The sequence below is a fragment of the Vibrio hyugaensis genome (genome assembly GCF_002906655.1).
GTDB classification, from domain to species: Bacteria; Pseudomonadota; Gammaproteobacteria; order Enterobacterales; family Vibrionaceae; genus Vibrio; species Vibrio hyugaensis.
The window spans coordinates 2346908-2372157 of record NZ_CP025794.1; the positions used below are offsets into that span (position 1 = coordinate 2346908).

Genomic DNA, 25250 nt, shown 5'->3' on the forward strand with positions numbered 1-25250 from the left:
TGATAATCCAATTAGAAACTTCGGTTTCAAATTAGGTTTCAATGAACTGAGTGACCAATCAAGTCTTCGGACTTGGCACAGTCAATTCATTATCATTCTGTTGGAATGATAATAGCTTTAAAATTACTTCTTACTTTCGAGTAAGGATGAGTTTTGAAGTCAGTATTCGTTGAGCCGAACAAAATCTTAAATTGAAGAGTTTGATCATGGCTCAGATTGAACGCTGGCGGCAGGCCTAACACATGCAAGTCGAGCGGAAACGAGTTATCTGAACCTTCGGGGAACGATAACGGCGTCGAGCGGCGGACGGGTGAGTAATGCCTAGGAAATTGCCCTGATGTGGGGGATAACCATTGGAAACGATGGCTAATACCGCATGATGCCTACGGGCCAAAGAGGGGGACCTTAGGGCCTCTCGCGTCAGGATATGCCTAGGTGGGATTAGCTAGTTGGTGAGGTAATGGCTCACCAAGGCGACGATCCCTAGCTGGTCTGAGAGGATGATCAGCCACACTGGAACTGAGACACGGTCCAGACTCCTACGGGAGGCAGCAGTGGGGAATATTGCACAATGGGCGCAAGCCTGATGCAGCCATGCCGCGTGTGTGAAGAAGGCCTTCGGGTTGTAAAGCACTTTCAGTCGTGAGGAAGGTAGTGTAGTTAATAGCTGCATTATTTGACGTTAGCGACAGAAGAAGCACCGGCTAACTCCGTGCCAGCAGCCGCGGTAATACGGAGGGTGCGAGCGTTAATCGGAATTACTGGGCGTAAAGCGCATGCAGGTGGTTTGTTAAGTCAGATGTGAAAGCCCGGGGCTCAACCTCGGAATAGCATTTGAAACTGGCAGACTAGAGTACTGTAGAGGGGGGTAGAATTTCAGGTGTAGCGGTGAAATGCGTAGAGATCTGAAGGAATACCGGTGGCGAAGGCGGCCCCCTGGACAGATACTGACACTCAGATGCGAAAGCGTGGGGAGCAAACAGGATTAGATACCCTGGTAGTCCACGCCGTAAACGATGTCTACTTGGAGGTTGTGGCCTTGAGCCGTGGCTTTCGGAGCTAACGCGTTAAGTAGACCGCCTGGGGAGTACGGTCGCAAGATTAAAACTCAAATGAATTGACGGGGGCCCGCACAAGCGGTGGAGCATGTGGTTTAATTCGATGCAACGCGAAGAACCTTACCTACTCTTGACATCCAGAGAACTTTCCAGAGATGGATTGGTGCCTTCGGGAACTCTGAGACAGGTGCTGCATGGCTGTCGTCAGCTCGTGTTGTGAAATGTTGGGTTAAGTCCCGCAACGAGCGCAACCCTTATCCTTGTTTGCCAGCGAGTAATGTCGGGAACTCCAGGGAGACTGCCGGTGATAAACCGGAGGAAGGTGGGGACGACGTCAAGTCATCATGGCCCTTACGAGTAGGGCTACACACGTGCTACAATGGCGCATACAGAGGGCAGCAAGCTAGCGATAGTGAGCGAATCCCAAAAAGTGCGTCGTAGTCCGGATTGGAGTCTGCAACTCGACTCCATGAAGTCGGAATCGCTAGTAATCGTGGATCAGAATGCCACGGTGAATACGTTCCCGGGCCTTGTACACACCGCCCGTCACACCATGGGAGTGGGCTGCAAAAGAAGTAGGTAGTTTAACCTTCGGGAGGACGCTTACCACTTTGTGGTTCATGACTGGGGTGAAGTCGTAACAAGGTAGCGCTAGGGGAACCTGGCGCTGGATCACCTCCTTATACGATGATTACTCACGATGAGTGTCCACACAGATTGATAGTTCACAAGCGCAAGCTTGTAGCTAACATAGCTCTTTAACAATTTGGAAAGCTGACAAAGTAATCTTTAAGATTACTTGTAAAGTTCTCAATGTTTGTCTTTATGACAAACACCAAAAAACACATTCAAGTGTTCTTGGGAATATCACTTTTAAGTGATTATTCGAAATTGAGTCCGGCAAAATCGATATGTCTCTCGCTCATTCAAATAATGAGAGACAACTTTGGTGATTTGAACATCAACTCGAAACTCCTTCGGGTTGTATGGTTAAGTGACTAAGCGTACACGGTGGATGCCTTGGCAGTCAGAGGCGATGAAGGACGTATTAACTTGCGATAAGCCCAGATTAGGTAGTAAAAACCACTTGAGTCTGGGATTTCCGAATGGGGAAACCCACTAGCATAAGCTAGTATCGCTGCGTGAATACATAGCGCAGCGAGGCGAACCGGGGGAACTGAAACATCTAAGTACCCCGAGGAAAAGAAATCAACCGAGATTCCGAAAGTAGCGGCGAGCGAAATTGGACTAGCCCTTAAGCTTTATATGCGTTAGACGAACGGTCTGGAAAGTCCGGCAATAAAGGGTGATAGCCCCGTAGTTGACAACGCACATTCAGTGAAATCGAGTAGGGCGGGACACGTGATATCCTGTCTGAATATGGGGGGACCATCCTCCAAGGCTAAATACTACTGACTGACCGATAGTGAACCAGTACCGTGAGGGAAAGGCGAAAAGAACCCCTGTGAGGGGAGTGAAATAGAACCTGAAACCGTGTACGTACAAGCAGTAGGAGCACCTTCGTGGTGTGACTGCGTACCTTTTGTATAATGGGTCAGCGACTTATATTCAGTGGCAAGGTTAACCATCTAGGGGAGCCGTAGCGAAAGCGAGTGTTAACTGCGCGACTTAGTCGCTGGATATAGACCCGAAACCAGGTGATCTAGCCATGGGCAGGTTGAAGATTGAGTAACATCAATTGGAGGACCGAACCGACTAATGTTGAAAAATTAGCGGATGACTTGTGGCTAGGGGTGAAAGGCCAATCAAACCTGGAGATAGCTGGTTCTCCCCGAAAGCTATTTAGGTAGCGCCTCGGACGAATACTACTGGGGGTAGAGCACTGTTAAGGCTAGGGGGTCATCCCGACTTACCAACCCTTTGCAAACTCCGAATACCAGTAAGTACTATCCGGGAGACACACGGCGGGTGCTAACGTCCGTCGTGGAGAGGGAAACAACCCAGACCGCCAGCTAAGGTCCCAAATTATTACTAAGTGGGAAACGATGTGGGAAGGCTCAGACAGCCAGGATGTTGGCTTAGAAGCAGCCATCATTTAAAGAAAGCGTAATAGCTCACTGGTCGAGTCGGCCTGCGCGGAAGATGTAACGGGGCTAAGTAATAAACCGAAGCTGCGGCAATGAAGTTTACTTCATTGGGTAGGGGAGCGTTCTGTAAGCCGTTGAAGGTGTGTTGTAAAGCATGCTGGAGGTATCAGAAGTGCGAATGCTGACATGAGTAACGATAAAGGGGGTGAAAAACCTCCTCGCCGGAAGACCAAGGGTTCCTGTCCAACGTTAATCGGGGCAGGGTAAGTCGACCCCTAAGGCGAGGCCGAAAGGCGTAGTCGATGGGAAACGGGTTAATATTCCCGTACTTCTTACAATTGCGATGGGGGGACGGAGAAGGCTAGGTGGGCCTGGCGACGGTTGTCCAGGTTCAAGTGCGTAGGCTGAAGAGTTAGGTAAATCCGGCTCTTTTTAAGGCTGAGACACGACGTCGAGCTACTACGGTAGTGAAGTCATTGATGCCATGCTTCCAGGAAAAGCCTCTAAGCTTCAGATTGTAAGGAATCGTACCCCAAACCGACACAGGTGGTCGGGTAGAGAATACCAAGGCGCTTGAGAGAACTCGGGTGAAGGAACTAGGCAAAATGGTACCGTAACTTCGGGAGAAGGTACGCTCTTGATGGTGAAGTCCCTTGCGGATGGAGCTGACGAGAGTCGCAGATACCAGGTGGCTGCAACTGTTTATTAAAAACACAGCACTGTGCAAAATCGTAAGATGACGTATACGGTGTGACGCCTGCCCGGTGCCGGAAGGTTAATTGATGGGGTTAGACTTCGGTCGAAGCTCTTGATCGAAGCCCCGGTAAACGGCGGCCGTAACTATAACGGTCCTAAGGTAGCGAAATTCCTTGTCGGGTAAGTTCCGACCTGCACGAATGGCGTAATGATGGCCACGCTGTCTCCACCCGAGACTCAGTGAAATTGAAATCGCTGTGAAGATGCAGTGTACCCGCGGCTAGACGGAAAGACCCCGTGAACCTTTACTACAGCTTGGCACTGAACATTGACCCTACATGTGTAGGATAGGTGGGAGGCTTTGAAGCACAGTCGCTAGATTGTGTGGAGCCGTCCTTGAAATACCACCCTTGTAGTGTTGATGTTCTAACGTCGACCCCTAATCGGGGTTGCGGACAGTGCCTGGTGGGTAGTTTGACTGGGGCGGTCTCCTCCCAAAGAGTAACGGAGGAGCACGAAGGTGGGCTAATCACGGTTGGACATCGTGAGGTTAGTGCAATGGCATAAGCCCGCTTGACTGCGAGAATGACAATTCGAGCAGGTGCGAAAGCAGGTCATAGTGATCCGGTGGTTCTGTATGGAAGGGCCATCGCTCAACGGATAAAAGGTACTCCGGGGATAACAGGCTGATACCGCCCAAGAGTTCATATCGACGGCGGTGTTTGGCACCTCGATGTCGGCTCATCACATCCTGGGGCTGAAGTCGGTCCCAAGGGTATGGCTGTTCGCCATTTAAAGTGGTACGCGAGCTGGGTTTAGAACGTCGTGAGACAGTTCGGTCCCTATCTGCCGTGGGCGTTGGAAGATTGAAGGGGGCTGCTCCTAGTACGAGAGGACCGGAGTGGACGAACCTCTGGTGTTCGGGTTGTGTCGCCAGACGCATTGCCCGGTAGCTAAGTTCGGAATCGATAACCGCTGAAAGCATCTAAGCGGGAAGCGAGCCCTGAGATGAGTCTTCCCTGATACTTTAAGTATCCTAAAGGGTTGTTCGAGACTAGAACGTTGATAGGCAGGGTGTGTAAGCGTTGTGAGGCGTTGAGCTAACCTGTACTAATTGCCCGTGAGGCTTAACCATACAACACCCAAGGGGTTTTGATGGACTCAATGCAAGAACGATTGAATGTGTAAGAACTTAGAAACAGCTTTCCGAATTAAAGAATTTGCTTGGCGACCATAGCGATTTGGACCCACCTGACTTCCATTCCGAACTCAGAAGTGAAACGAATTAGCGCCGATGGTAGTGTGGGGTTTCCCCATGTGAGAGTAGGACATCGCCAGGCTTTAAATTTAGACTTAAATGTCTAACCAGTGCGGAGCGGTAGTTCAGTTGGTTAGAATACCGGCCTGTCACGCCGGGGGTCGCGGGTTCGAGTCCCGTCCGCTCCGCCACTTATTTAGAAAGCCTTGCTAGAAATAGCAAGGCTTTCGTCGTTTCTAGAGCCATAAATCTCCTACCTGTTTTATACCAATCTGGAAAATTAACTGGTCAGGTTAATCCATTCTCTTCTGCACATATCTGTCACCCTATCAGTACTTTCCAAGAATCGATCCCATGCGCTGCACACCTTGTCTACAATATCGTTGTAGTTCGTAAAGATCTGGTTCGCTAAATAGTGTTGTCGTAGCCAACTCCATACTTGTTCTATTGGGTTCAACTCTGGTGAATAGGGTGGGAGCTTGATGATACTCACATTGTTAAATTGCTCGGCAATGTCATCTGTATGCCATCCAGCCCCATCCATGATCACGACAGCATGACGGCCATCCTAGTATTCTCGAACAAGAAGTTATAAAGCTAATTAGATCATATTCTTACTTAGATTGGTATTATCGAATCTCCGGAGTGCCGGCCCAGCCCACCTCTTTTATATACTAAGCTTCAGTTGAGAGCCTGAGGGTTGTTTGCTTTTGGATTTTAGAAAATACCCAATTCCACCGTATTAGTATCAGTGTGTCGGATGCTGGATCGTTAACTCACTTGATGCTCTATCCTACATTTAGACTCGGTTCTTTCTTCTTCGGGAAGAATAAGCGTCTGCTATCCGAATACTTGGCTATTTAGTTCGTTGGGCGAACCATGATCTGCAACCTACAAAAAAGCCCAGTACTTTCATACTGGGCTTTGAATCTTTATTTGGTTTTATTAGTTTCTAAAGGATACGCTTAAGTACGCCGTCAGCTTTGATGCGAGTGATCTTACGAACAAGCTTCTGAACGCTTTCTGGGTAATCTTCTACCTTTTCTAACTGTCGGTAAGTACAGATAAGTTGAGTATGCTCGAGAATGTTTGCTACTTCTTGCTCAAACTTATACGTCATCTTAGCGTAGTTATCTTGCACCAATAGTCCATTTTCTAAGTCTAGTGACCATGCGCGTGGGTTCAGGTTATTACCTGTCATGAGCATGTAGCGTTTATCTACCCAGATACCTTTTAGATGGAAGCTATTGTTGTCGTGCTTCCATAAGTGGATAGAAAGCTTACGAGCTGCAATGTTCGCTTCGTTGGCTTTTGCAAAACGGCGAAGGTTCAATTCGTAAAGATATGGCAAACCACCAATAGTTTTAAATTCTTCTTCCGGAGCAATATAGAAGTCATTTGCTGTTTTATCACCAACAACAATCGTTACTTTCACCCCGCGTTTCATTGCACGTTTTACCTCACGATGAATCGCTTTAGGAAAGTTGAAGTAAGGTGTACAGATGAAGATTTCGTTTTGAGCGGCAGCGAGTAACTTAACGATTTTCATGTTGAGCTGATTACGTCGCTTACCCAAGCCAACAAGAGGAGTCACTTTTACCTCTTCTTCTGTTGCACTCTCTGGCGAAAACTCATAATCAGCACGAGCGAGAGAAGAACGCAGTTGACGAATCGCGGCTTTGATTTTTTTAGTTTCTGGTTTGTCCTTACCAGCAAGGTCGTTCACTGCTGGGTGAGCTATCATCTCACTCTGGATGAAACCGACCATGGAGTCAGCAAGTGCTTTATGTTGAATCACATGGTAACGGTCGAAACGATAACGACCATTGTATTGAAGATAGACGTTGTTTAAGCTAGCGCCGCTATAAATAACGGTATCGTCAACAATAAAACCTTTTAAGTGCAGTACGCCGAAGACCTCTCTTCCTCGTACAGGAATGCCGTATACCGGAATCGAATGTTGGTATTTTTTAGCGAATGCTTTGTATAGCGCGGAATTGCCCTCTGATGACTCTGCACCAATGAGACCACGTTGAGCTCGGTGCCAATCTACACAGATATTGATGTCCAATCCAGGGTTGCGCTGTTTCGCCTCATAAAGCGCTGTGAAAATTTCACGTCCAGCTTCATCATCTTCCAGATATAGAGCGACTAGGTAAATTCGCGACGTTGCTTTGCTGATCGCATCAAGAAGACGAGTTCTGAAAGTTTCTGCTGCGTGCAGAACTTCAAAGTCTTCAGGCTTGACTGCGAGACTTGGCAACTGTTCGAATGGGTTCCTACTTACTATCATACCGGTGTGAGTACCTTAATTAAGTGCAATATTGCGAACCTGGTATTTTACCAAAGATATGAATTCTCTGGCTACAAAACCACGTCGTTTAGAACGTCAGAAATGGTGAATTGCATTGGAATGAGATCTTTACCACTGTCTACGTACCGTAAATAAGCAGTTTTTAACGAGTTTGGCAATTCAGAGCTATCAATGGTTTCAAACCCATGCTGAGCGTAATAATTCTCTAAATGTTTAAAAGCGAAGCAATAATCACCACTGGCGAAAACTGTGTTTTCGCAATAAGTAAGCAGTGCATTGCCGACGCCAGTCCCACGAAATTCTGGCACGACTAGCATCCCAGTAAGCAGTCGTGATTTTTCGATGGTTTTCATTCGTAATAGCGCAACAATGCCATTATTCACGCTGGCGGTAATGATTAACTCATCCCGTTTAGCTCGGCCTGCCGGATAATGCGCTTTATACAACCTCTTAATGAGAGGAAGTTTGATCGGATTTAACACTTCTATGATTAATGAGTCTGGTATTGTCACTGCGGCTAAAAGATAACTAATGTAGAATGTCCATAGTTTAAGAGAATCTCATCTGGCGTTGCAAATCCACTATGGAAATTAAGAAACACGCGAGCCTTAAGGCTTTTCATACATTTGGTATCGAGCAAACTTGCGACTATTTGGCAATTGTTGAATCTGTAGAAGATGTCATACAGTTGTTCAAGGACGACACCTTTAAAGAATTACCAAAACTGTTTTTAGGTAAAGGGAGTAACATGCTCTTTACTCAGCATTATGAAGGGCTTGTGATTATCAACCGGTTACTTGGTAAACAAGTGAGTGAAACGGATGAGTATTACAAGCTGCATATTGATGGTGGTGAAGATTGGCCCGCATTAGTGGAATGGTGTGTAAAACAAGATATTGGTGGCCTTGAAAACTTAGCTCTTATTCCCGGCTGTGCGGGTTCTGCACCGATTCAGAACATCGGAGCGTATGGAGTCGAACTCAATAACATCTGTGATTATGTCGATGTTCTTGACCTCGAGACTTTTGAAACTACACGTATGAGTGCAGAAGAATGTCTGTTTGGTTATCGTGATTCGATATTCAAGCATTCTCTGTATGAGAAGTGTTTTATCACTGCGCTTGGCCTTAAACTGCCCAAAACGTGGCAACCCGTCAATCAATATGGCCCTCTACAGTCTATTCCTGAAAAAGAACTTAGCCCTAACGCAATATTTGAGCGAGTTTGCCAAGTGCGCATGGAGAAGTTACCTGATCCAACCAAAGTGGGTAATGCAGGGAGTTTCTTTAAAAATCCAGTGATCAGTCAAGATCATTATGATCAACTCATTCAACAGCATGACACCATGGTCGCCTATCCTGCAAAAGGTGGGATGAAAGTGGCAGCTGGTTGGCTGATTGATCAGTGTGGGCTAAAAGGAGCCTCGGTTAACGGCGCCCAAGTGAACCCATTACAAGCTTTAGTTCTTACCAATGTGGATAACTGTACCGCGGAAGATGTGGTGACTTTGGCTTCTCTTGTAAAGAAAACGGTTTGGGATAAGTATCAAATAGAGCTTGAGCATGAAGTGCGTTTTATGAATGGTCATGCCGAGACAACCCTTTCTGAGATAGAGACCGCTCGATGAGAAAAGAACATACCGCAAAGCTCCATATCCTCAAAGCGTTAAGCGACGGCGACTTCCATTCAGGTGAAGCACTTGGAGAGAGCCTTGGCATCTCTCGAGCAGCAATCGCAAAGCACATTAAAGGGTTAAATGAGTGGGGTGTGGATATCTATCGTATCCAAGGCCGAGGTTATCAACTGGCGCACCCCCTACAACTATTAGACGGAGATACACTCAAAGCGAAACTTGATAGTCAAATCGAGCTGATCTCTGTTATCGATTCAACCAACCAGTATTTGCTGGAAAGGGTGAATGAGTCAGACAAAGGAAGAGTTTGTTTAGCGGAATACCAAGCTAAAGGCAGAGGACGTCGTGGCCGTCAGTGGATTTCACCTTTTGGGACAAATCTCTACTTGTCTATGTACTGGCGACTAGACGCAGGTATGGCTGCAGCAATGGGATTAAGCCTTGTTGTTGGTATTGCGGCAGTAGAAGCGCTCGAAAGTATGGGCGTTCAAGGTGTGAAGTTGAAGTGGCCCAATGACCTCTATTTCCAAGATAAAAAACTTGCAGGTATTTTAGTAGAAATGTCAGGCCAAGCCGGTGGTGCCGCTCATCTTGTTATTGGGATGGGGTTGAACATTGGGATGCCGGACATACAGCCTGAGATTGATCAGCCTTGGACAACGTTGAATCAAGTCAGTGATGGTTTAACAATCGACCGCACCGTTCTGGCACTCAACCTTATCGAACACTGGAAGACCGCACTAGAAGAATATGAAATGACTGGTCTGGCGGGGTTTGTTGATCGTTGGAATCGTTTAGATAATTTTATAGACCGTCCGGTTAAGCTACTTATGGGGCCAAGAGAGATTCATGGCATTGTAAAAGGTATCGATCAACAAGGTGGGGTAGTTCTAGAAACCAACAATGGTTTGGAGACCTACATTGGCGGCGAGATCTCCTTAAGAAAAACCGATTAACATTAACGAGTCAGCACTACTTTCTCAACGATACTTTATCAACCAAATGGCTTGGCCCTTTATGCAGTATTAAGTGGGCCCTTTCTCGAGTAGGAAGAATGTTCTGTTCCAAATTGAGTCCATTAATATCATGCCAAATCTGCTTCGCCTTGTTCCTAGCTTCTTCTACTGAGAGTTGGGTATAGTGGCTAAAATAGGAGCCAGGTTTGGTGAATGCTCCTCGACGGAATTTCAAAAATCGTTCTACGTACCATTGCTCGACGGTCTCTGTTTCAGCATCAACGTAAATAGAGAAGTCTAGAAAATCCGACACAAACACTCGATGTGGATCGTGTGGGTAATCCATACCGCTTTGCAAAACATTTAAACCTTCAATGATCAATATATCTGGCTGCTCAACGGTTTTAAGCTCTTCGGTAATGTCGTAGGTAATGTGGGAATAGACTGGCACTGTAAGGTCAGGTTTACCTGCTTTCACATCGGAAACAAACTCAACTAAACGCTTTATGTCGTACGACTCTGGAAAGCCTTTGCGATGCATGATGCCCTTATCTTCCAGTTCTTTCTTTGGATATAAGAAACCGTCGGTTGTCACTAACGCGACTTTTGGATGATTCTCCCAGCGAGATAGAAGGGCCTTCAGCAGCCTCGCAGTCGTACTTTTCCCTACCGCAACGCTACCAGCAATACCGATGACAAATGGAGGAGCATGCTCTTCTGTATTGAGAAATTGCTGTAATACTGAGTTGCGACTCTGACGAGCTTGAACATATAAGTTCAATAGACGAGACAAAGGAAGGTAAATCTCTACCGCTTCCTCTACAGTGAGGTTTTCATTAATGCCTTGAAGCGCGGTTAAGTCGTCTTCAGAGAGTGTCATCGGGACAGAATTTCGTAGTTCTGCCCATTCAGCACGGTCAAATGACAAAAATGGACTCATGAGTCTCTTTGATCCTTGGTTTAATAGAGAGCAAGAACATACAACAAGCATCGTTTAAAGCAAACGACAAAGCTCGAAAGTTTGCTTTAAAAAGTGAGGTTTGTATGAATTTGCAGCAATTGAATCTAAAAAGCTAAATTTTACGATTTTTTTTAAAATACCTATTGCAACCTAGAAAATCATTCAATAGAATGCGCACCACTTATGCCGACTTAGCTCAGTAGGTAGAGCAACTGACTTGTAATCAGTAGGTCACCAGTTCGATTCCGGTAGTCGGCACCATTCTTTCCTGCTTCTTTAAGAAGCAATTGTAGTAAGAATGGCATGAAATTTTGGAGGGGTTCCCGAGTGGCCAAAGGGAGCAGACTGTAAATCTGCCGGCACTGCCTTCGATGGTTCGAATCCGTCCCCCTCCACCATATTCTTTAGGAAATAGCTCTCAGAGTTACGTGTTGCGGGCATCGTATAATGGCTATTACCTCAGCCTTCCAAGCTGATGATGCGGGTTCGATTCCCGCTGCCCGCTCCACTCTAATTTGAGTGCTGATATAGCTCAGGTGGTAGAGCGCATCCTTGGTAAGGATGAGGTCGGCAGTTCGAGTCTGCCTATCAGCACCAGCTCTCAAAGTTATTTCCTTTTGATATAAGATTTACCAATTATCTTTTTTGGTTGCGTGGTCAATTCGGGCCACCTAAATCCGTACCTAGAGGGACTACTCATGTCTAAAGAAAAATTTGAACGTGTAAAACCGCACGTAAACGTTGGTACTATCGGCCACGTTGACCACGGTAAAACAACTCTTACAGCTGCTATCTGTACAACACTTGCTAAAGTATACGGCGGTGCTGCTCGTGACTTCGCATCTATCGATAACGCTCCAGAAGAGCGTGAGCGCGGTATCACAATCGCTACTTCTCACGTAGAGTACGACACTCCAACTCGCCACTACGCGCACGTTGACTGTCCAGGACACGCGGATTACGTTAAAAACATGATCACTGGTGCTGCACAGATGGACGGCGGTATTCTTGTAGTTGCTGCTACAGATGGTCCAATGCCACAAACTCGTGAGCACATCCTACTAGGCCGTCAGGTTGGTATCCCTTACATCATCGTATTCATGAACAAATGTGACATGGTTGACGATGAAGAGCTACTAGAACTAGTAGAAATGGAAGTTCGTGAGCTTCTATCTGAGTACGATTTCCCAGGTGATGACCTACCAGTTATCCAAGGTTCTGCTCTAGGCGCTCTAAACGGCGACGAGCAATGGGAAGCTAAGATTGTAGAACTAGCTGAAGCGCTAGATTCATACATCCCTGAGCCAGAGCGTGCAGTAGATATGCCATTCCTAATGCCTATCGAAGACGTATTCTCAATCCAAGGTCGTGGTACAGTAGTAACTGGCCGTATCGAACGTGGTATCCTAAACGTAGGTGACGAAGTTGCTATCGTAGGTATCAAAGACACTACTACTACTACATGTACTGGTGTTGAAATGTTCCGTAAGCTTCTAGACGAAGGTCGTGCTGGTGAGAACGTTGGTGCACTTCTACGTGGTACTAAGCGTGACGAAGTTGAACGTGGTCAAGTACTAGCTAAGCCTGGTTCAATCACTCCACACACTAAGTTCGAGTCAGAAGTATACGTACTTTCTAAAGACGAAGGCGGCCGTCATACTCCGTTCTTCAAAGGCTACCGTCCACAGTTCTACTTCCGTACAACTGACGTAACTGGTGATATCTCTCTACCAGAAGGCGTAGAAATGGTAATGCCTGGCGACAACATCCAAATGCAAGTTGAGCTAATCGCTCCTATCGCTATGGATGAAGGCCTACGTTTCGCTATCCGTGAAGGTGGCCGTACTGTAGGTGCTGGTGTTGTTGCTAAGATCTTCGACTAATTCTTAACGAATTAACGAATGTCTTCGGAAAATCTTGAATTAGATTTGACGAACCAGTATCAAAAAGGGCATCATTTGATGCCCTTTTTCTGCGCTCAACATTATTTTAGCTGTTTTCTTGTTCAGAATTTGGTTGAGAGTAGAGCAAGATTAGGCAGAGAAGCTTAATCTTAAGAGAGTAGCGCTGATTTTTTCAGCGATATGGAGTTTGCCCTGCAACAGCGGGGTTATTGTCGTCTATATTAAGACTTGTGACAGGTTGGTTTATGAAAGCAAATAATGCTGAAACTCCTGATAGCTCAAACGCAGCAGATACGTTTAAGTGGATTGCCGCTTTCGTATTAGCAGCGGCCGCTGTTGTGGGTAATTACCTGTATGGTGAGATGTCTGTAGTTGTTCGTGCTGCAGGCGTTGTTGTTCTTATTGCAGCTGCCCTAGGCGTTGCAGCGACAACGACTAAAGGTAAAGCAGCGATCAGTTTTGCAAAAGAATCTCGTATGGAAGTTCGTAAGGTTGTTTGGCCTACACGCCAAGAAACCATGCAAACAACACTGATTGTTTTAGCTGTAAGTATTGTAATGGCTCTAGTGCTATGGGGAATTGACGGCATCATGGTTCGTTTAGTTGCTCTAGCAACTGGGGTATAGAGGGTAGTGATTCATGAGTGAAGCTCCAAAAAAACGCTGGTATGTAGTTCAAGCCTTCTCTGGATTTGAAGGTCGTGTAGCTCAATCTCTACGTGAGCATATCAAAATGCACGCTATGGAAGAGCTATTCGGTGAAGTACTAGTTCCTACTGAAGAAGTAGTGGAAATGCGCGCGGGTCAGCGTCGTAAATCTGAACGTAAGTTTTTCCCAGGCTACGTCCTTGTTCAGATGATTATGAACGATGAATCATGGCACCTAGTACGCAGTGTGCCGCGTGTCATGGGCTTCATTGGTGGTACCTCAGACCGTCCAGCACCTATCACAGATAAAGAAGCTGACGCGATTCTTAACCGTCTTGAGAAAGCGAGTGAGTCTCCTCGTCCTCGTACAATGTACGAAGCGGGTGAAGTGGTACGTGTTAACGAAGGTCCATTTGCTGACTTCAATGGTACTGTTGAAGAAGTAGATTACGAGAAGAGCCGCCTGAAAGTGTCTGTATCGATCTTTGGTCGTGCAACACCAGTTGAGCTTGAATTTGGTCAAGTTGAAAAACTTGATTAAAAAAACACCTTTTTAAGGGTTGTCTAAGGCGCGAATTATGACTATAATTTCGCGCCTTTTTACTTCTCATGAAGTAAAGAGTTTTTACGTAAACGGGGAGCTGGTCAGCAGACTAGCGTTAGAACCCAAACTTTAGGAAATATCATGGCTAAGAAAGTTGAAGCTTACATCAAGCTACAAGTTGCTGCTGGCGCTGCGAACCCAAGTCCACCAGTTGGTCCTGCTCTAGGTCAACACGGTGTGAACATCATGGAATTCTGTAAAGCGTTCAACGCAAAAACAGAATCTATTGAGAAAGGTCTACCAACTCCAGTAGTTATCACAGTATACAGCGACCGTTCTTTCACGTTCGTAACTAAGACTCCACCTGCTGCTGTTCTTCTTAAGAAAGCTGCTGGCGTTAAGTCTGGTTCTGGTCGTCCAAACACTGAAAAAGTGGGCACTGTAACTGACGCTCAAATCCAAGAAATCGCAGAAACTAAAGCTGCTGATATGACTGGTGCTGACATCGAAGCGATGAAGCGTTCTATCGCTGGTACTGCTCGTTCAATGGGCCTAGTGGTAGAGGGTTAATAAGATGGCAAAACTAACTAAGCGCATGCGCGTAATCCGCGAAAAAGTTGACGTAACTAAAGAATACGAAATCAACGAAGCTGTTGCTCTTCTTCAAGAACTAGCTACTGCTAAATTCGTTGAGTCTGTAGACGTTGCTGTTAACCTAGGCATCGATGCTCGTAAATCTGACCAGAACGTACGTGGTGCAACTGTACTACCTCACGGTACTGGCCGCGACATCCGCGTAGCAGTGTTCACTCAAGGTGCAAACGCTGAAGCAGCTAAAGAAGCTGGCGCAGACATCGTAGGTATGGAAGATCTAGCTGAGCTAGTGAAGAAAGGCGAAATGAACTTTGACGTAGTTGTTGCTTCTCCAGATGCAATGCGCGTTGTAGGTCAACTAGGTACTATCCTAGGTCCTCGCGGTCTTATGCCAAACCCTAAAGTTGGTACTGTAACTCCTAACGTTGCTGAAGCAGTTAAAAACGCTAAAGCTGGTCAGGTTCGTTACCGTAACGACAAAAACGGCATCATCCACACTACTATCGGTAAAGCAAACTTCTCTGCTGAGCAGATCAAAGAGAACCTAGAGTCACTTCTAGTTGCTCTGAAGAAAGCTAAGCCATCTTCAGCGAAAGGTACTTTCCTGAAGAAAGTAAGCATCTCTACTACGATGGGTGCTGGTGTTGCAGTTGATCAGGCTAGCCTGAACACTCAAGCATAATTTATTTGCTTAGGCGCAAAATTTGTGTATAATTTTGCGCCTAATATTTGTGGTTGGGGCTGAACTTTGGTTCTTTGAACTGTCTCCTAGTTCGAAATGAATTAAGACCCAGTCTCCGTCCAAGACCGTAGGTGTTTGTGTCAAAACAAGCTTAATTATCCTACGTAGATGGTGCCCGAACTGACAGAAAGCTCTATGTAAATAGTTAACTTTCTTCTGGGAAGCACCTAAATAGCTCTCACTGTCGTGATGATAGTGAGTGGTGTAACGACAACCAGGAGTAAATCCAAGATGGCTTTAAACCTTCAAGACAAAAAAGCAATTGTTGCTGAAGTCAACGAAGCTGCCAGTGGTGCACTTTCTGCAGTTGTAGCTGATTCTCGTGGCGTTCAAGTTGGCGCGATGACTTCTCTACGTAAACAAGCTCGCGAAGCTGGCGTTTACATGAGAGTTGTTCGTAACACTCTTGCTCGTCGTGCGGTAGAAGGTACTGAGTACGAGTGTCTAACTGACACTTTCACTGGTCCTACGCTAATCGCATTCTCTAATGAGCACCCAGGTGCTGCAGCGCGTCTTTTCAAAGACTTCGCTAAAGAGAACAAAGACTTCGAGATCAAAGCTGCTGCATTTGAAGGCGCTTTAACTGACGCTGAAGTACTAGCAACACTACCAACTTACGACGAAGCAATCGCACGCCTAATGATGTGCATGAAAGAAGCTTCTGCTGGCAAGCTGGTACGTACTATCGCTGCTATCCGCGATCAAAAAGAAGAAGCAGCGGCTTAAGCCTTGCTTTTTACTGGTTGCAAAATAAACTTATTGTTGACTTAAAAGAGAATTGTTATGTCTATTACTAACGAGCAAATCCTAGACGCAGTTGCAGAAATGTCTGTAATGCAAGTTGTTGAACTAATCGAAGCTATGGAAGAAAAATTCGGTGTAACTGCTGCTGCTGCAGTAGTTGCAGGTGGCGCAGCAGGCGGCGAAGCTGCAGCTGAGCAAACTGAATTTGACGTAATCCTAACTGCAGCTGGCGGCAACAAAGTTGCTGTTATCAAAGCAGTACGTGGCGCAACTGGCCTAGGTCTTAAAGAAGCTAAAGCTCTTGTAGACGGCGCTCCAGCACCTCTAAAAGAAGGCGTTGAGAAAGCTGAAGCTGAAGCTCTTAAAGCTCAGCTAGAAGAAGCAGGCGCTTCTGTTGAAGTTAAGTAATTATTACTTAATTTCATAGCCTAACGGCTAATGGCTGGTGGTTTTTTAACCACCGGCCTTTTTGCGCTGTAGGGCATGAGCGAATTTTCCCGCTGTTTAAGCGTCTCATGTCTATGCAAAAAACATTTCATTCCTACGCAATGAAATGTCACTACAGTAAACAGCTATTTAGTCACTGTCCCTTACCCCCCTTAAGTAACTAGGTGCGGGCGGACGGTTTGGGTCACTTATCAGCGAGCTGAGGAACCCCATGGTTTACTCTTATACCGAGAAAAAGCGCATCCGTAAGGACTTTGGTACTCGTCCACAAGTTTTGGACATTCCATACCTGCTATCGATCCAGCTCGATTCGTTCGACAAATTCATCGAACAGGATCCTGAAGGTCAATACGGTCTTGAAGCTGCTTTCCGTTCTGTATTTCCAATTCAGAGCTACAACGGCAATTCTGAGCTGCAATACGTTAGCTACCGTCTTGGTGAGCCAGTTTTTGACGTTAAAGAATGTCAAATCCGCGGTGTAACTTACTCAAAGCCACTACGCGTAAAACTACGTCTAGTAATCTTTGATAAAGACGCACCAGCAGGTACTGTAAAAGACATTAAAGAACAAGAAGTCTACATGGGCGAAATTCCGCTTATGACAGACAATGGTACCTTCGTAATTAACGGTACCGAGAGGGTTATCGTATCCCAGCTGCACCGAAGCCCAGGCGTGTTCTTCGACAGCGATAAGGGTAAGACCCACTCTTCAGGTAAAGTTCTATATAACGCACGTGTAATTCCTTACCGTGGCTCATGGTTAGACTTTGAGTTCGATCCTAAGGATAACTTATACGTACGTATTGACCGTCGTCGTAAGCTACCAGCTTCGATCATCCTTCGTGCACTTGGTAAAACGTCAGAAGAAATCCTAGATATCTTCTTCGAAAAAGTGAACTTCGAAGTGAAAGACCAAACTCTACTAATGGAGTTGGTTCCTGATCGTCTACGTGGTGAAACTGCGTCATTCGACATCGAAGCGAACGGTAAAACTTACGTTGAGCAAGGTCGTCGCGTAACAGCTCGTCATATCCGCCAACTAGAAAAAGATGGCGTTGATCACATCGAAGTACCAGTTGAGTACATCGTTGGTAAAGTTGCATCGAAAGATTACATCAACGAAGCAACAGGCGAGATCATTGTTAACGCTAACCAGGAAATTAGCCTGGAAGCACTAGCGAACCTATCTCAGGCTGGCCACAAATCACTAGAAACGTTGTTCACCAACGATCTAGACCACGGTCCATTCATGTCAGAAACACTACGTATCGACAGCACTGTTGATCGTATTTCTGCACTGGTAGAAATCTACCGCATGATGCGCCCTGGTGAGCCACCAACAAAAGAAGCTGCAGAAGCACTATTCGAAAGCCTATTCTTCTCTGAAGAGCGTTACGATCTATCGACTGTTGGTCGTATGAAGTTCAACAGCTCTATCGGCCGTGAAGATGCTCAAGAGCAAGGCACACTTGACGAGCTAGACATCGTTGAAGTGATGAAGAAGCTTATCGCGATCCGTAACGGTAAAGGTGAAGTGGACGATATCGACCACCTTGGCAACCGTCGTATCCGTTCTGTAGGCGAAATGGCTGAGAACCAGTTCCGTGTAGGTCTAGTACGTGTTGAGCGTGCAGTTAAAGAGCGTCTAAGCCTAGGCGATCTTGACGCAATCATGCCTCAAGACCTGATCAACGCGAAACCAATCTCTGCAGCTGTTAAAGAATTCTTTGGCTCTTCACAGCTTTCACAGTTCATGGACCAAAACAACCCGCTATCAGAAGTAACGCACAAGCGTCGTATTTCTGCATTGGGTCCTGGCGGTCTAACTCGTGAGCGTGCTGGCTTCGAAGTACGTGACGTACACGTAACTCACTACGGTCGTCTATGTCCTATCGAAACGCCGGAAGGTCCAAACATCGGTCTGATCAACTCTCTATCTGCGTTTGCGCGTTGTAACGAGTACGGTTTCCTAGAGACACCATACCGTCGCGTTGTAGATGGCGTTGTTACAGACGAAGTAGATTACCTATCTGCAATCGAAGAAGGCCAATTCGTTATCGCACAGGCTAACGCTGCGCTAACTGAAGAAGGCGGTTTTGCAGATGAGCTGATCACAGCTCGTCAAAAAGGTGAATCTGGTCTACACCCTCGTGAGCACGCTCAGTACATGGACGTTGCGACAAACCAGGTTGTATCTATCGCTGCATCGCTTATCCCGTTCCTAGAACACGATGATGCGAACCGTGCATTGATGGGTGCGAACATGCAACGTCAGGCAGTTCCAACACTGAAAGCTGACAAACCGCTTGTTGGTACTGGTATTGAACGTAACGTAGCAGTTGACTCAGGTGTAACTGCAGTTGCTAAACGTGGTGGTGTAATCCAGTCAGTAGATGCTTCTCGTATCGTTGTTAAAGTGAACGAAGAAGAGCTAGTACCAGGCGAAGCTGGTATCGACATCTACAACCTGACTAAATACACACGTTCTAACCAGAACACATGTATTAACCAGCGCCCATGTGTGATGCCAGGTGAACCTGTATCACGCGGTGACGTTCTTGCTGATGGTCCTTCAACAGACCTTGGTGAACTAGCGCTTGGTCAAAACATGCGTATCGCGTTCATGCCTTGGAACGGTTACAACTTCGAAGACTCGATCTTAGTATCTGAGCGCGTAGTTCAAGAAGACCGTTTCACGACTATCCACATCCAAGAACTTACTTGTGTGGCGCGTGATACTAAGCTTGGTTCTGAAGAGATCACAGCTGATATTCCAAACGTAGGTGAATCTGCTCTGTCTAAACTAGACGAGTCAGGTATCGTTTACATCGGTGCTGAAGTTAAGGGTGGCGACATCCTAGTTGGTAAAGTAACACCTAAAGGTGAAACTCAGCTAACGCCTGAAGAGAAGCTACTACGTGCAATCTTCGGTGAAAAAGCATCTGACGTTAAAGATACTTCACTACGTGTACCTAACTCTGTATCAGGTACGATTATCGACGTTCAAGTCTTCACTCGCGATGGCGTAGAGAAAGACAAGCGTGCGCTTGAAATCGAACAAATGCAGCTTAAAGAAGCGAAGAAAGACCTAACTGAAGAATTCCAGATTCTTGAGGGTGGCCTTCTAAACCGCGTTAAAGCTGTACTGATCGATGGTGGTTACTCTGAAGCGAAACTAGACACAACTGATCGTAAGAAGTGGCTAGAACTAACGCTAGAAGACGATGCACTACAATCACAGCTTGAGCAACTTGCTGAGCAGTGGGACGAGCTAAAAGCTGACTTCGATAAGAAATTCGAAACTAAGCGTCGCAAGATCACTCAAGGTGATGATCTAGCACCTGGCGTACTGAAGATCGTTAAGGTTTACCTAGCGGTTAAACGTCGTATCCAGCCTGGTGATAAGATGGCGGGTCGTCACGGTAACAAGGGTGTAATCTCTAAGATCAACCCTGTTGAAGACATGCCATACGATGAGAAAGGTCAGCCTGTAGACATCGTACTTAACCCACTGGGTGTACCTTCGCGTATGAACATCGGTCAGATCCTAGAAGTACACTTAGGTCTGGCAGCGAAAGGTATCGGTGACAAGATCAACCAGATGGTTAAAGAGCAGCAAGAACTAGCGAAATTCCGCGAGTTCCTACAAAAAGTTTACGACCTAGGCGAAACTCGCCAGAAAGTAGACATTGCTTCTCTATCTGATGACGAAGTTCGTACTCTGATCAAGAACCTACGTGGCGGTCTACCAATCGCGACTCCAGTATTTGACGGTGCACCAGAAGCGTCTATTAAAGCGCTACTGAAACTAGCAGACCTACCAGAATCCGGTCAGCTAAAACTGTTTGATGGTCGCACGGGTGACCAGTTTGAGCGTCCTGTAACGGTAGGTTACATGTACATGCTGAAACTGAACCACCTTGTTGATGACAAGATGCACGCTCGTTCAACTGGTTCGTACAGCCTAGTAACTCAGCAGCCACTTGGTGGTAAAGCTCAGTTCGGTGGTCAGCGTTTCGGTGAGATGGAAGTATGGGCACTAGAAGCATACGGTGCTGCTTACACTCTACAAGAAATGCTAACGGTTAAGTCGGATGACGTTAACGGCCGTACTAAGATGTACAAAAACATCGTAGACGGTAACCACAGCATGGAACCTGGTATGCCAGAATCGTTCAACGTACTGTTGAAAGAGATTCGCTCGCTAGGTATCAACATCGAGCTAGAAGACGAAGAGTAATCTCTTTTCTCTTGACCAAGGTTGAGAGAACCAAAAAGCGATTATTTGGTAGAAGGTGCTCACTTTAGCGAGTGAGCTCCTTTTAACTCCTTACAGGAGCTGATTGTGAAAGACTTATTAAACTTTCTAAAAGCACAGCATAAGACCGAAGAATTTGATGCTATCAAAATCGGTCTATCTTCTCCGGACATGATCCGTTCATGGTCTTTCGGTGAAGTTAAAAAACCTGAAACGATCAACTATCGTACGTTCAAACCTGAACGCGATGGTCTGTTCTGTGCGCGTATCTTTGGTCCAGTTAAAGACTACGAATGTCTTTGTGGTAAGTACAAGCGCCTGAAGCACCGTGGTGTTATCTGTGAGAAGTGTGGTGTAGAAGTTACACAAACTAAAGTTCGTCGTGACCGTATGGGCCACATCGAGCTAGCATCACCAGTAGCTCACATCTGGTTCCTAAAATCGCTACCGTCTCGTATCGGTCTACTAATGGATATCCCACTACGTGATATCGAGCGTGTTCTTTACTTCGAAATGTACGTAGTGACTGAACCAGGTATGACTGATCTAGAAAAATCTCAGATGCTTACTGAAGAAGAGTATCTGGATCGTCTAGAAGAGTGGGGCGACGAGTTCACTGCTAAGATGGGTGCAGAAGCTATCAAGGACCTACTAGGTTCTATGGATATGCACGCTGAAGCTGAACAAATGCGCGAAGAGCTAGAAACAACTAACTCTGAAACTAAGCGTAAGAAAGTCACTAAGCGTCTGAAACTGGTAGAAGCGTTTATTCAATCTGGCAACAACCCAGAGTGGATGATCCTGACTGTACTTCCAGTTCTTCCGCCAGATCTACGTCCTCTAGTACCACTAGATGGCGGTCGTTTTGCGACTTCAGATCTGAACGACCTATACCGTCGTGTGATCAACCGTAACAACCGTTTGAAGCGTCTTCTAGAGCTAGCTGCTCCGGACATCATCGTACGTAACGAAAAACGTATGCTGCAAGAGTCTGTTGATGCGCTACTAGATAACGGTCGTCGTGGTCGTGCGATCACAGGTTCTAACAAGCGTCCTCTGAAATCTCTTGCTGATATGATCAAGGGTAAGCAAGGTCGTTTCCGTCAGAACCTTCTAGGTAAACGTGTAGACTACTCTGGCCGTTCTGTAATCACAGTAGGTCCATACCTTCGTCTACACCAGTGTGGTCTTCCTAAGAAGATGGCACTTGAGCTATTCAAACCATTCATCTACAGCAAGCTAGAGACTCGTGGTCTTGCGACTACAATCAAAGCTGCTAAGAAAATGGTAGAGCGTGAAGAAGCAGTCGTTTGGGATATCCTAGACGAAGTAATCCGTGAACACCCAGTACTGTTGAACCGTGCACCTACACTTCACCGTCTAGGTATCCAGGCGTTCGAACCAGTACTAATCGAAGGTAAAGCGATTCAGCTACACCCACTAGTGTGTGCGGCATACAACGCGGACTTCGATGGTGACCAAATGGCGGTTCACGTGCCTCTAACTCTAGAAGCACAGCTTGAAGCTCGTACTCTGATGATGTCGACAAACAACATTCTGTCGCCAGCGTCAGGTGATCCGATCATCGTACCTTCTCAGGACGTTGTATTGGGTCTTTACTACATGACTCGTGACAAGATCAACGTGAAAGGTGAAGGCATGTACCTTTCTGGCCCTGCAGAGGCTGAGAAAGCATACCGCACTAAGACCGCTGAGCTACACGCACGCGTTAAAGTACGTATTACAGAAACAGTTGTAGACGAAGATGGCAACAGCACTACTGAGACTAAGATGGTTGATACAACTATCGGTCGTGCAATGCTATGGCAAATCGTGCCATCGGGCCTACCGTACAGCATCGTTAACCAAAAGCTAGGTAAGAAACAGATCTCTAACCTACTTAACGAGGCATACCGTAAGCTTGGTCTTAAAGATACAGTAATCTTCGCTGACCAAATCATGTACACCGGTTTCGCATACGCGGCACTATCTGGTGTATCTGTTGGTATCGACGACATGGTTGTACCGCCAGCTAAGTACACTGAAATCGCAGAAGCGGAAGAAGAAGTACGTGAAATCCAGGAACAATACCAATCTGGTCTTGTTACTGCGGGCGAGCGCTACAACAAAGTGATCGATATCTGGGCATCGACCAACGATCGCGTAGCAAAAGCGATGATGGCAAACCTTTCATCTGAAACGGTAGTTAACCGTGACGGTGAAGAAGAGCAACAAGAATCGTTTAACAGCATCTACATGATGGCTGACTCGGGCGCTCGTGGTTCTGCTGCACAGATTCGTCAGCTAGCGGGTATGCGTGGTCTGATGGCGCGTCCAGATGGTTCAATCATCGAAACGCCGATCACTGCGAACTTTAAAGAAGGTCTAAACGTACTTCAGTACTTTATCTCAACGCACGGTGCTCGTAAGGGTCTTGCGGATACGGCACTGAAAACAGCGAACTCGGGTTACCTAACTCGTCGTCTAGTAGACGTTGCTCAAGACGTTGTTGTAACTGAACATGACTGTGGCACTCACGAGGGTGTTGACATGATGCCTCACATCGAGGGTGGTGATGTTAAAGTTGCACTAACTGAGCTAGCGCTAGGTCGTGTAGTAGCTGAAGACGTTCTTAAGCCAGGTACAGAAGATGTTCTGATCCCACGTAACACTCTAATTGATGAGAAGTGGTGTCAGATCATGGAAGAGAACTCTGTAGACAGCATGCGCGTACGCTCTGTTGTTACCTGTGACTCTGACTTCGGTTGTTGTGCACAGTGTTACGGTCGTGACCTAGCACGTGGTCACCTAGTGAACCAAGGTGAAGCAGTAGGTGTTATCGCTGCTCAGTCTATCGGTGAACCGGGTACACAGCTTACGATGCGTACGTTCCACATCGGTGGTGCGGCATCTACTGCAGCAGCAGAGAACAGCATCCAAGCGAAGACAACTGGTACAGTTAAACTGCACAACGCTAAGTTCGTAATCAACAAAGATAAGAAGCTAGTAATCACGTCTCGTGCATCTGAGCTAACTATCATTGATGAGTTCGGTCGTACTAAAGAGAAGCACAAACTTCCTTACGGTTCGATGCTAAGCAAAGCGGACAACGATGCAGTAACAGCTGGTGAAGTTGTTGCTAACTGGGAAGCGCACACTATGCCAATCATCACTGAAGTGGCAGGTCGCATCCAGTTCGTAGACATGATCGACGGTGTTACAGTTTCTCGTCAGACAGATGACCTAACAGGTCTATCTTCAAGCGAAGTAACTGATCCAGCAGCTCGCCCAGCAGCAGGTAAAGATATGCGTCCAGCTATCAAACTTGTTGATGAGCAAGGTAACGACGTAATGATCCCTGGTACCGAAATGCCAGCTCACTACTTCCTACCTGGTAAAGCGATTGTAAACATCGAAGACGGCGCAGAAGTAGGTGTGGGTGATACACTTTCACGTATCCCTCAGAAATCTGGCGGTAACAAAGATATCACCGGTGGTCTACCACGCGTAGCTGACCTATTCGAAGCTCGTAAGCCTAAAGAGCCTGCGATTCTTGCTGAGCACACAGGTACTGTGAGCTTCGGTAAAGAGACGAAAGGTAAACGTCGTCTAGTAATCACTCGTGACGGCGGTGACGCTTACGAAGAGATGATTCCTAAGCATCGTCAGTTGAACGTATTTGAAGGTGAGCGTGTTGAACGTGGTGACGTGATCGCAGATGGTCCAGAGTCTCCACATGACATTCTACGTCTACGTGGCGTACACGCTGTAACTCAGTACATCGCTAACGAAGTACAAGAAGTTTACCGTCTACAAGGCGTTAAGATTAACGATAAGCACATCGAGACTATCGTTCGTCAAATGCTACGTAAGTGTACAATTACTCACGCAGGTGACTCTGAGTTCCTACCTGGCGAGCAAGTTGAATACTCACAAGTTAAGATTTCTAACCGTAACCTAGAAGCTGAAGGCAAAGAGCCAGCACGTTTCGAGCGTGAGCTACTAGGTATCACTAAGGCATCTCTAGCGACTGAGTCATTCATCTCTGCGGCATCGTTCCAGGAGACAACTCGCGTACTAACAGAAGCTGCGGTTTCTGGTAAGCGTGATGACCTACGTGGTCTGAAAGAGAACGTAATTGTTGGTCGTCTGATCCCAGCTGGTACTGGTTTCGCATACCACCAAGATCGTCAAGCTAAACGTGCTGAAGCGCAAGAAGGTCCATCTGCTGAACAAGCAACAGATAACCTAGCTGCACTTCTAAACGCAGGCTTCTCTTCTGACGAGTAATCGTTAAGAGCTTAAAAGAAAAGGCACCCTCGGGTGCCTTTTTTGTTCTTGGAAGTAGAGGTTAGAACGCTGCGCTTCGAGATGCGGGAATGCTTCGCTTACAAAATCGAGAACTGTGCCTTGGGAGAGTCGTGAAAATTATTTTGACTAAGAGGG

At 46.4% G+C, this 25250-nt stretch carries 14 protein-coding genes, 5 tRNA genes, 3 rRNA genes and 1 pseudogene; 19 read left to right on the forward strand and 4 right to left on the reverse strand.

Annotation, left to right across the window (positions count from 1 at the left end):
- The first annotated feature begins 188 nt into the window (after positions 1–188).
- The 4 genes from C1S74_RS11585 to C1S74_RS11600 all read left to right on the forward strand — a co-directional run bounded on the left by C1S74_RS11585 (position 189) and on the right by C1S74_RS11600 (position 5251).
- Positions 189–1741, forward strand: a 16S ribosomal RNA gene (locus C1S74_RS11585).
- Positions 1742–2046: 305 nt separating this feature from the next.
- A 23S ribosomal RNA gene (locus C1S74_RS11590) occupies positions 2047–4937 on the forward strand.
- An 88-nt stretch (positions 4938–5025) separates the two neighbouring features.
- Positions 5026–5142, forward strand: a 5S ribosomal RNA gene (gene rrf, locus C1S74_RS11595).
- The 16S, 23S and 5S rRNA genes sit together here with 1 tRNA gene alongside, the layout of an rRNA operon.
- A gap of 32 nt (positions 5143–5174) precedes the next feature.
- Positions 5175–5251: transfer RNA gene (locus tag C1S74_RS11600), tRNA-Asp, on the forward strand.
- Positions 5252–5340: 89 nt separating this feature from the next.
- Here the strand turns inward: C1S74_RS11600 and C1S74_RS11605 are convergent.
- The 3 genes and pseudogenes from C1S74_RS11605 to C1S74_RS11615 form a co-directional block, all read right to left on the reverse strand.
- Positions 5341–5625, reverse strand: a pseudogene (locus C1S74_RS11605) (transposase); the annotation flags it as partial.
- 387 nt (positions 5626–6012) lie between these two features.
- Positions 6013–7353 (reverse strand): CDP-diacylglycerol--serine O-phosphatidyltransferase, encoded by a 1341-nt coding sequence (gene pssA, locus C1S74_RS11610; RefSeq protein WP_045401106.1) that lies wholly within the window; start codon positions 7351–7353, stop codon positions 6013–6015.
- Between the two features lie 71 nt (positions 7354–7424).
- Positions 7425–7856 carry a GNAT family N-acetyltransferase gene (locus C1S74_RS11615; RefSeq protein ID WP_045401117.1) on the reverse strand — a complete coding sequence of 144 codons (432 nt, stop codon included), beginning with the start codon at positions 7854–7856 and terminating at the stop codon, positions 7425–7427.
- 101 nt (positions 7857–7957) lie between these two features.
- On the opposite strand from C1S74_RS11615, the gene murB reads away from it, so the two are divergent.
- Together murB and birA are read left to right on the forward strand one after the other, a co-directional pair.
- Complete coding sequence (gene murB, locus C1S74_RS11620; RefSeq protein WP_045401109.1) at positions 7958–9001, forward strand: UDP-N-acetylmuramate dehydrogenase; 1044 nt, start codon at positions 7958–7960, stop codon at positions 8999–9001.
- Positions 8998–9963, forward strand: coding sequence for a bifunctional biotin--[acetyl-CoA-carboxylase] ligase/biotin operon repressor BirA (birA, locus tag C1S74_RS11625; protein ID WP_045401112.1), 966 nt, complete (start codon positions 8998–9000; stop codon positions 9961–9963). The genes murB and birA overlap by 4 nt, the downstream gene beginning before the upstream one ends.
- 16 nt (positions 9964–9979) lie before the next feature.
- Here birA and coaA read toward each other — a convergent pair whose 3' ends face one another.
- Positions 9980–10903, reverse strand: coding sequence for a type I pantothenate kinase (coaA, locus tag C1S74_RS11630; protein ID WP_038873865.1), 924 nt, complete (start codon positions 10901–10903; stop codon positions 9980–9982).
- 206 nt (positions 10904–11109) lie between these two features.
- On the opposite strand from coaA, the gene C1S74_RS11640 reads away from it, so the two are divergent.
- From C1S74_RS11640 to rpoC, 13 genes are all read left to right on the forward strand, one after another.
- Positions 11110–11185: transfer RNA gene (locus C1S74_RS11640), tRNA-Thr, on the forward strand.
- 52 nt (positions 11186–11237) lie between these two features.
- A tRNA-Tyr gene (locus tag C1S74_RS11645) sits at positions 11238–11322 on the forward strand.
- Positions 11323–11357: 35 nt separating this feature from the next.
- A tRNA-Gly gene (locus tag C1S74_RS11650) sits at positions 11358–11432 on the forward strand.
- 13 nt (positions 11433–11445) lie between these two features.
- Positions 11446–11521, forward strand: a tRNA-Thr gene (locus C1S74_RS11655).
- Positions 11522–11622: 101 nt separating this feature from the next.
- Entirely contained in the window at positions 11623–12807 is a 1185-nt protein-coding gene (tuf, locus tag C1S74_RS11660; RefSeq protein WP_103415287.1) for an elongation factor Tu, read from the forward strand.
- 266 nt (positions 12808–13073) lie between these two features.
- On the forward strand, positions 13074–13454 hold the full coding sequence (gene secE, locus C1S74_RS11670; protein ID WP_005440549.1) for a preprotein translocase subunit SecE: 381 nt from the start codon (positions 13074–13076) through the stop codon (positions 13452–13454).
- 13 nt (positions 13455–13467) lie between these two features.
- On the forward strand, positions 13468–14016 hold the full coding sequence (gene nusG / locus C1S74_RS11675) for a transcription termination/antitermination protein NusG (RefSeq protein WP_005440551.1): 549 nt from the start codon (positions 13468–13470) through the stop codon (positions 14014–14016).
- 144 nt (positions 14017–14160) lie between these two features.
- Entirely contained in the window at positions 14161–14589 is a 429-nt protein-coding gene (gene rplK, locus C1S74_RS11680) for a 50S ribosomal protein L11 (protein ID WP_005440554.1), read from the forward strand.
- A gap of 4 nt (positions 14590–14593) precedes the next feature.
- The gene (rplA, locus tag C1S74_RS11685; RefSeq protein WP_038873427.1) at positions 14594–15295 is read left to right on the forward strand and encodes a 50S ribosomal protein L1; all 702 of its coding nucleotides are present in this window, start codon (positions 14594–14596) and stop codon (positions 15293–15295) included.
- Positions 15296–15586: 291 nt separating this feature from the next.
- A complete protein-coding gene (gene rplJ / locus C1S74_RS11690; RefSeq protein WP_005440560.1) occupies positions 15587–16081 on the forward strand; it encodes a 50S ribosomal protein L10 in 495 nt (164 codons plus the stop codon).
- Between the two features lie 57 nt (positions 16082–16138).
- Positions 16139–16507 (forward strand): 50S ribosomal protein L7/L12, encoded by a 369-nt coding sequence (gene rplL, locus C1S74_RS11695; protein ID WP_005440561.1) that lies wholly within the window; start codon positions 16139–16141, stop codon positions 16505–16507.
- A 250-nt stretch (positions 16508–16757) separates the two neighbouring features.
- Positions 16758–20786 (forward strand): DNA-directed RNA polymerase subunit beta, encoded by a 4029-nt coding sequence (gene rpoB, locus C1S74_RS11700; RefSeq protein ID WP_009705466.1) that lies wholly within the window; start codon positions 16758–16760, stop codon positions 20784–20786.
- Positions 20787–20891: 105 nt separating this feature from the next.
- Positions 20892–25094, forward strand: coding sequence for a DNA-directed RNA polymerase subunit beta' (rpoC, locus tag C1S74_RS11705; protein WP_045399193.1), 4203 nt, complete (start codon positions 20892–20894; stop codon positions 25092–25094).
- The last annotated feature ends 156 nt before the right edge of the window (positions 25095–25250 follow it).

Bases quoted from the DNA above. Each gene is read 5' to 3' on its own strand.
- pssA (WP_045401106.1), bottom strand. From the start codon at position 7,353: ATGATAGTAAGTAGGAACCCATTCGAACAGTTGCCAAGTCTCGCAGTC.
- murB (WP_045401109.1), top strand. From the start codon at position 7,958: ATGGAAATTAAGAAACACGCGAGCCTTAAGGCTTTTCATACATTTGGT.
- birA (WP_045401112.1), top strand. From the start codon at position 8,998: ATGAGAAAAGAACATACCGCAAAGCTCCATATCCTCAAAGCGTTAAGC.
- coaA (WP_038873865.1), bottom strand. From the start codon at position 10,903: ATGAGTCCATTTTTGTCATTTGACCGTGCTGAATGGGCAGAACTACGA.
- tuf (WP_103415287.1), top strand. From the start codon at position 11,623: ATGTCTAAAGAAAAATTTGAACGTGTAAAACCGCACGTAAACGTTGGT.
- secE (WP_005440549.1), top strand. From the start codon at position 13,074: ATGAAAGCAAATAATGCTGAAACTCCTGATAGCTCAAACGCAGCAGAT.
- nusG (WP_005440551.1), top strand. From the start codon at position 13,468: ATGAGTGAAGCTCCAAAAAAACGCTGGTATGTAGTTCAAGCCTTCTCT.
- rplK (WP_005440554.1), top strand. From the start codon at position 14,161: ATGGCTAAGAAAGTTGAAGCTTACATCAAGCTACAAGTTGCTGCTGGC.
- rplA (WP_038873427.1), top strand. From the start codon at position 14,594: ATGGCAAAACTAACTAAGCGCATGCGCGTAATCCGCGAAAAAGTTGAC.
- rplJ (WP_005440560.1), top strand. From the start codon at position 15,587: ATGGCTTTAAACCTTCAAGACAAAAAAGCAATTGTTGCTGAAGTCAAC.
- rplL (WP_005440561.1), top strand. From the start codon at position 16,139: ATGTCTATTACTAACGAGCAAATCCTAGACGCAGTTGCAGAAATGTCT.
- rpoB (WP_009705466.1), top strand. From the start codon at position 16,758: ATGGTTTACTCTTATACCGAGAAAAAGCGCATCCGTAAGGACTTTGGT.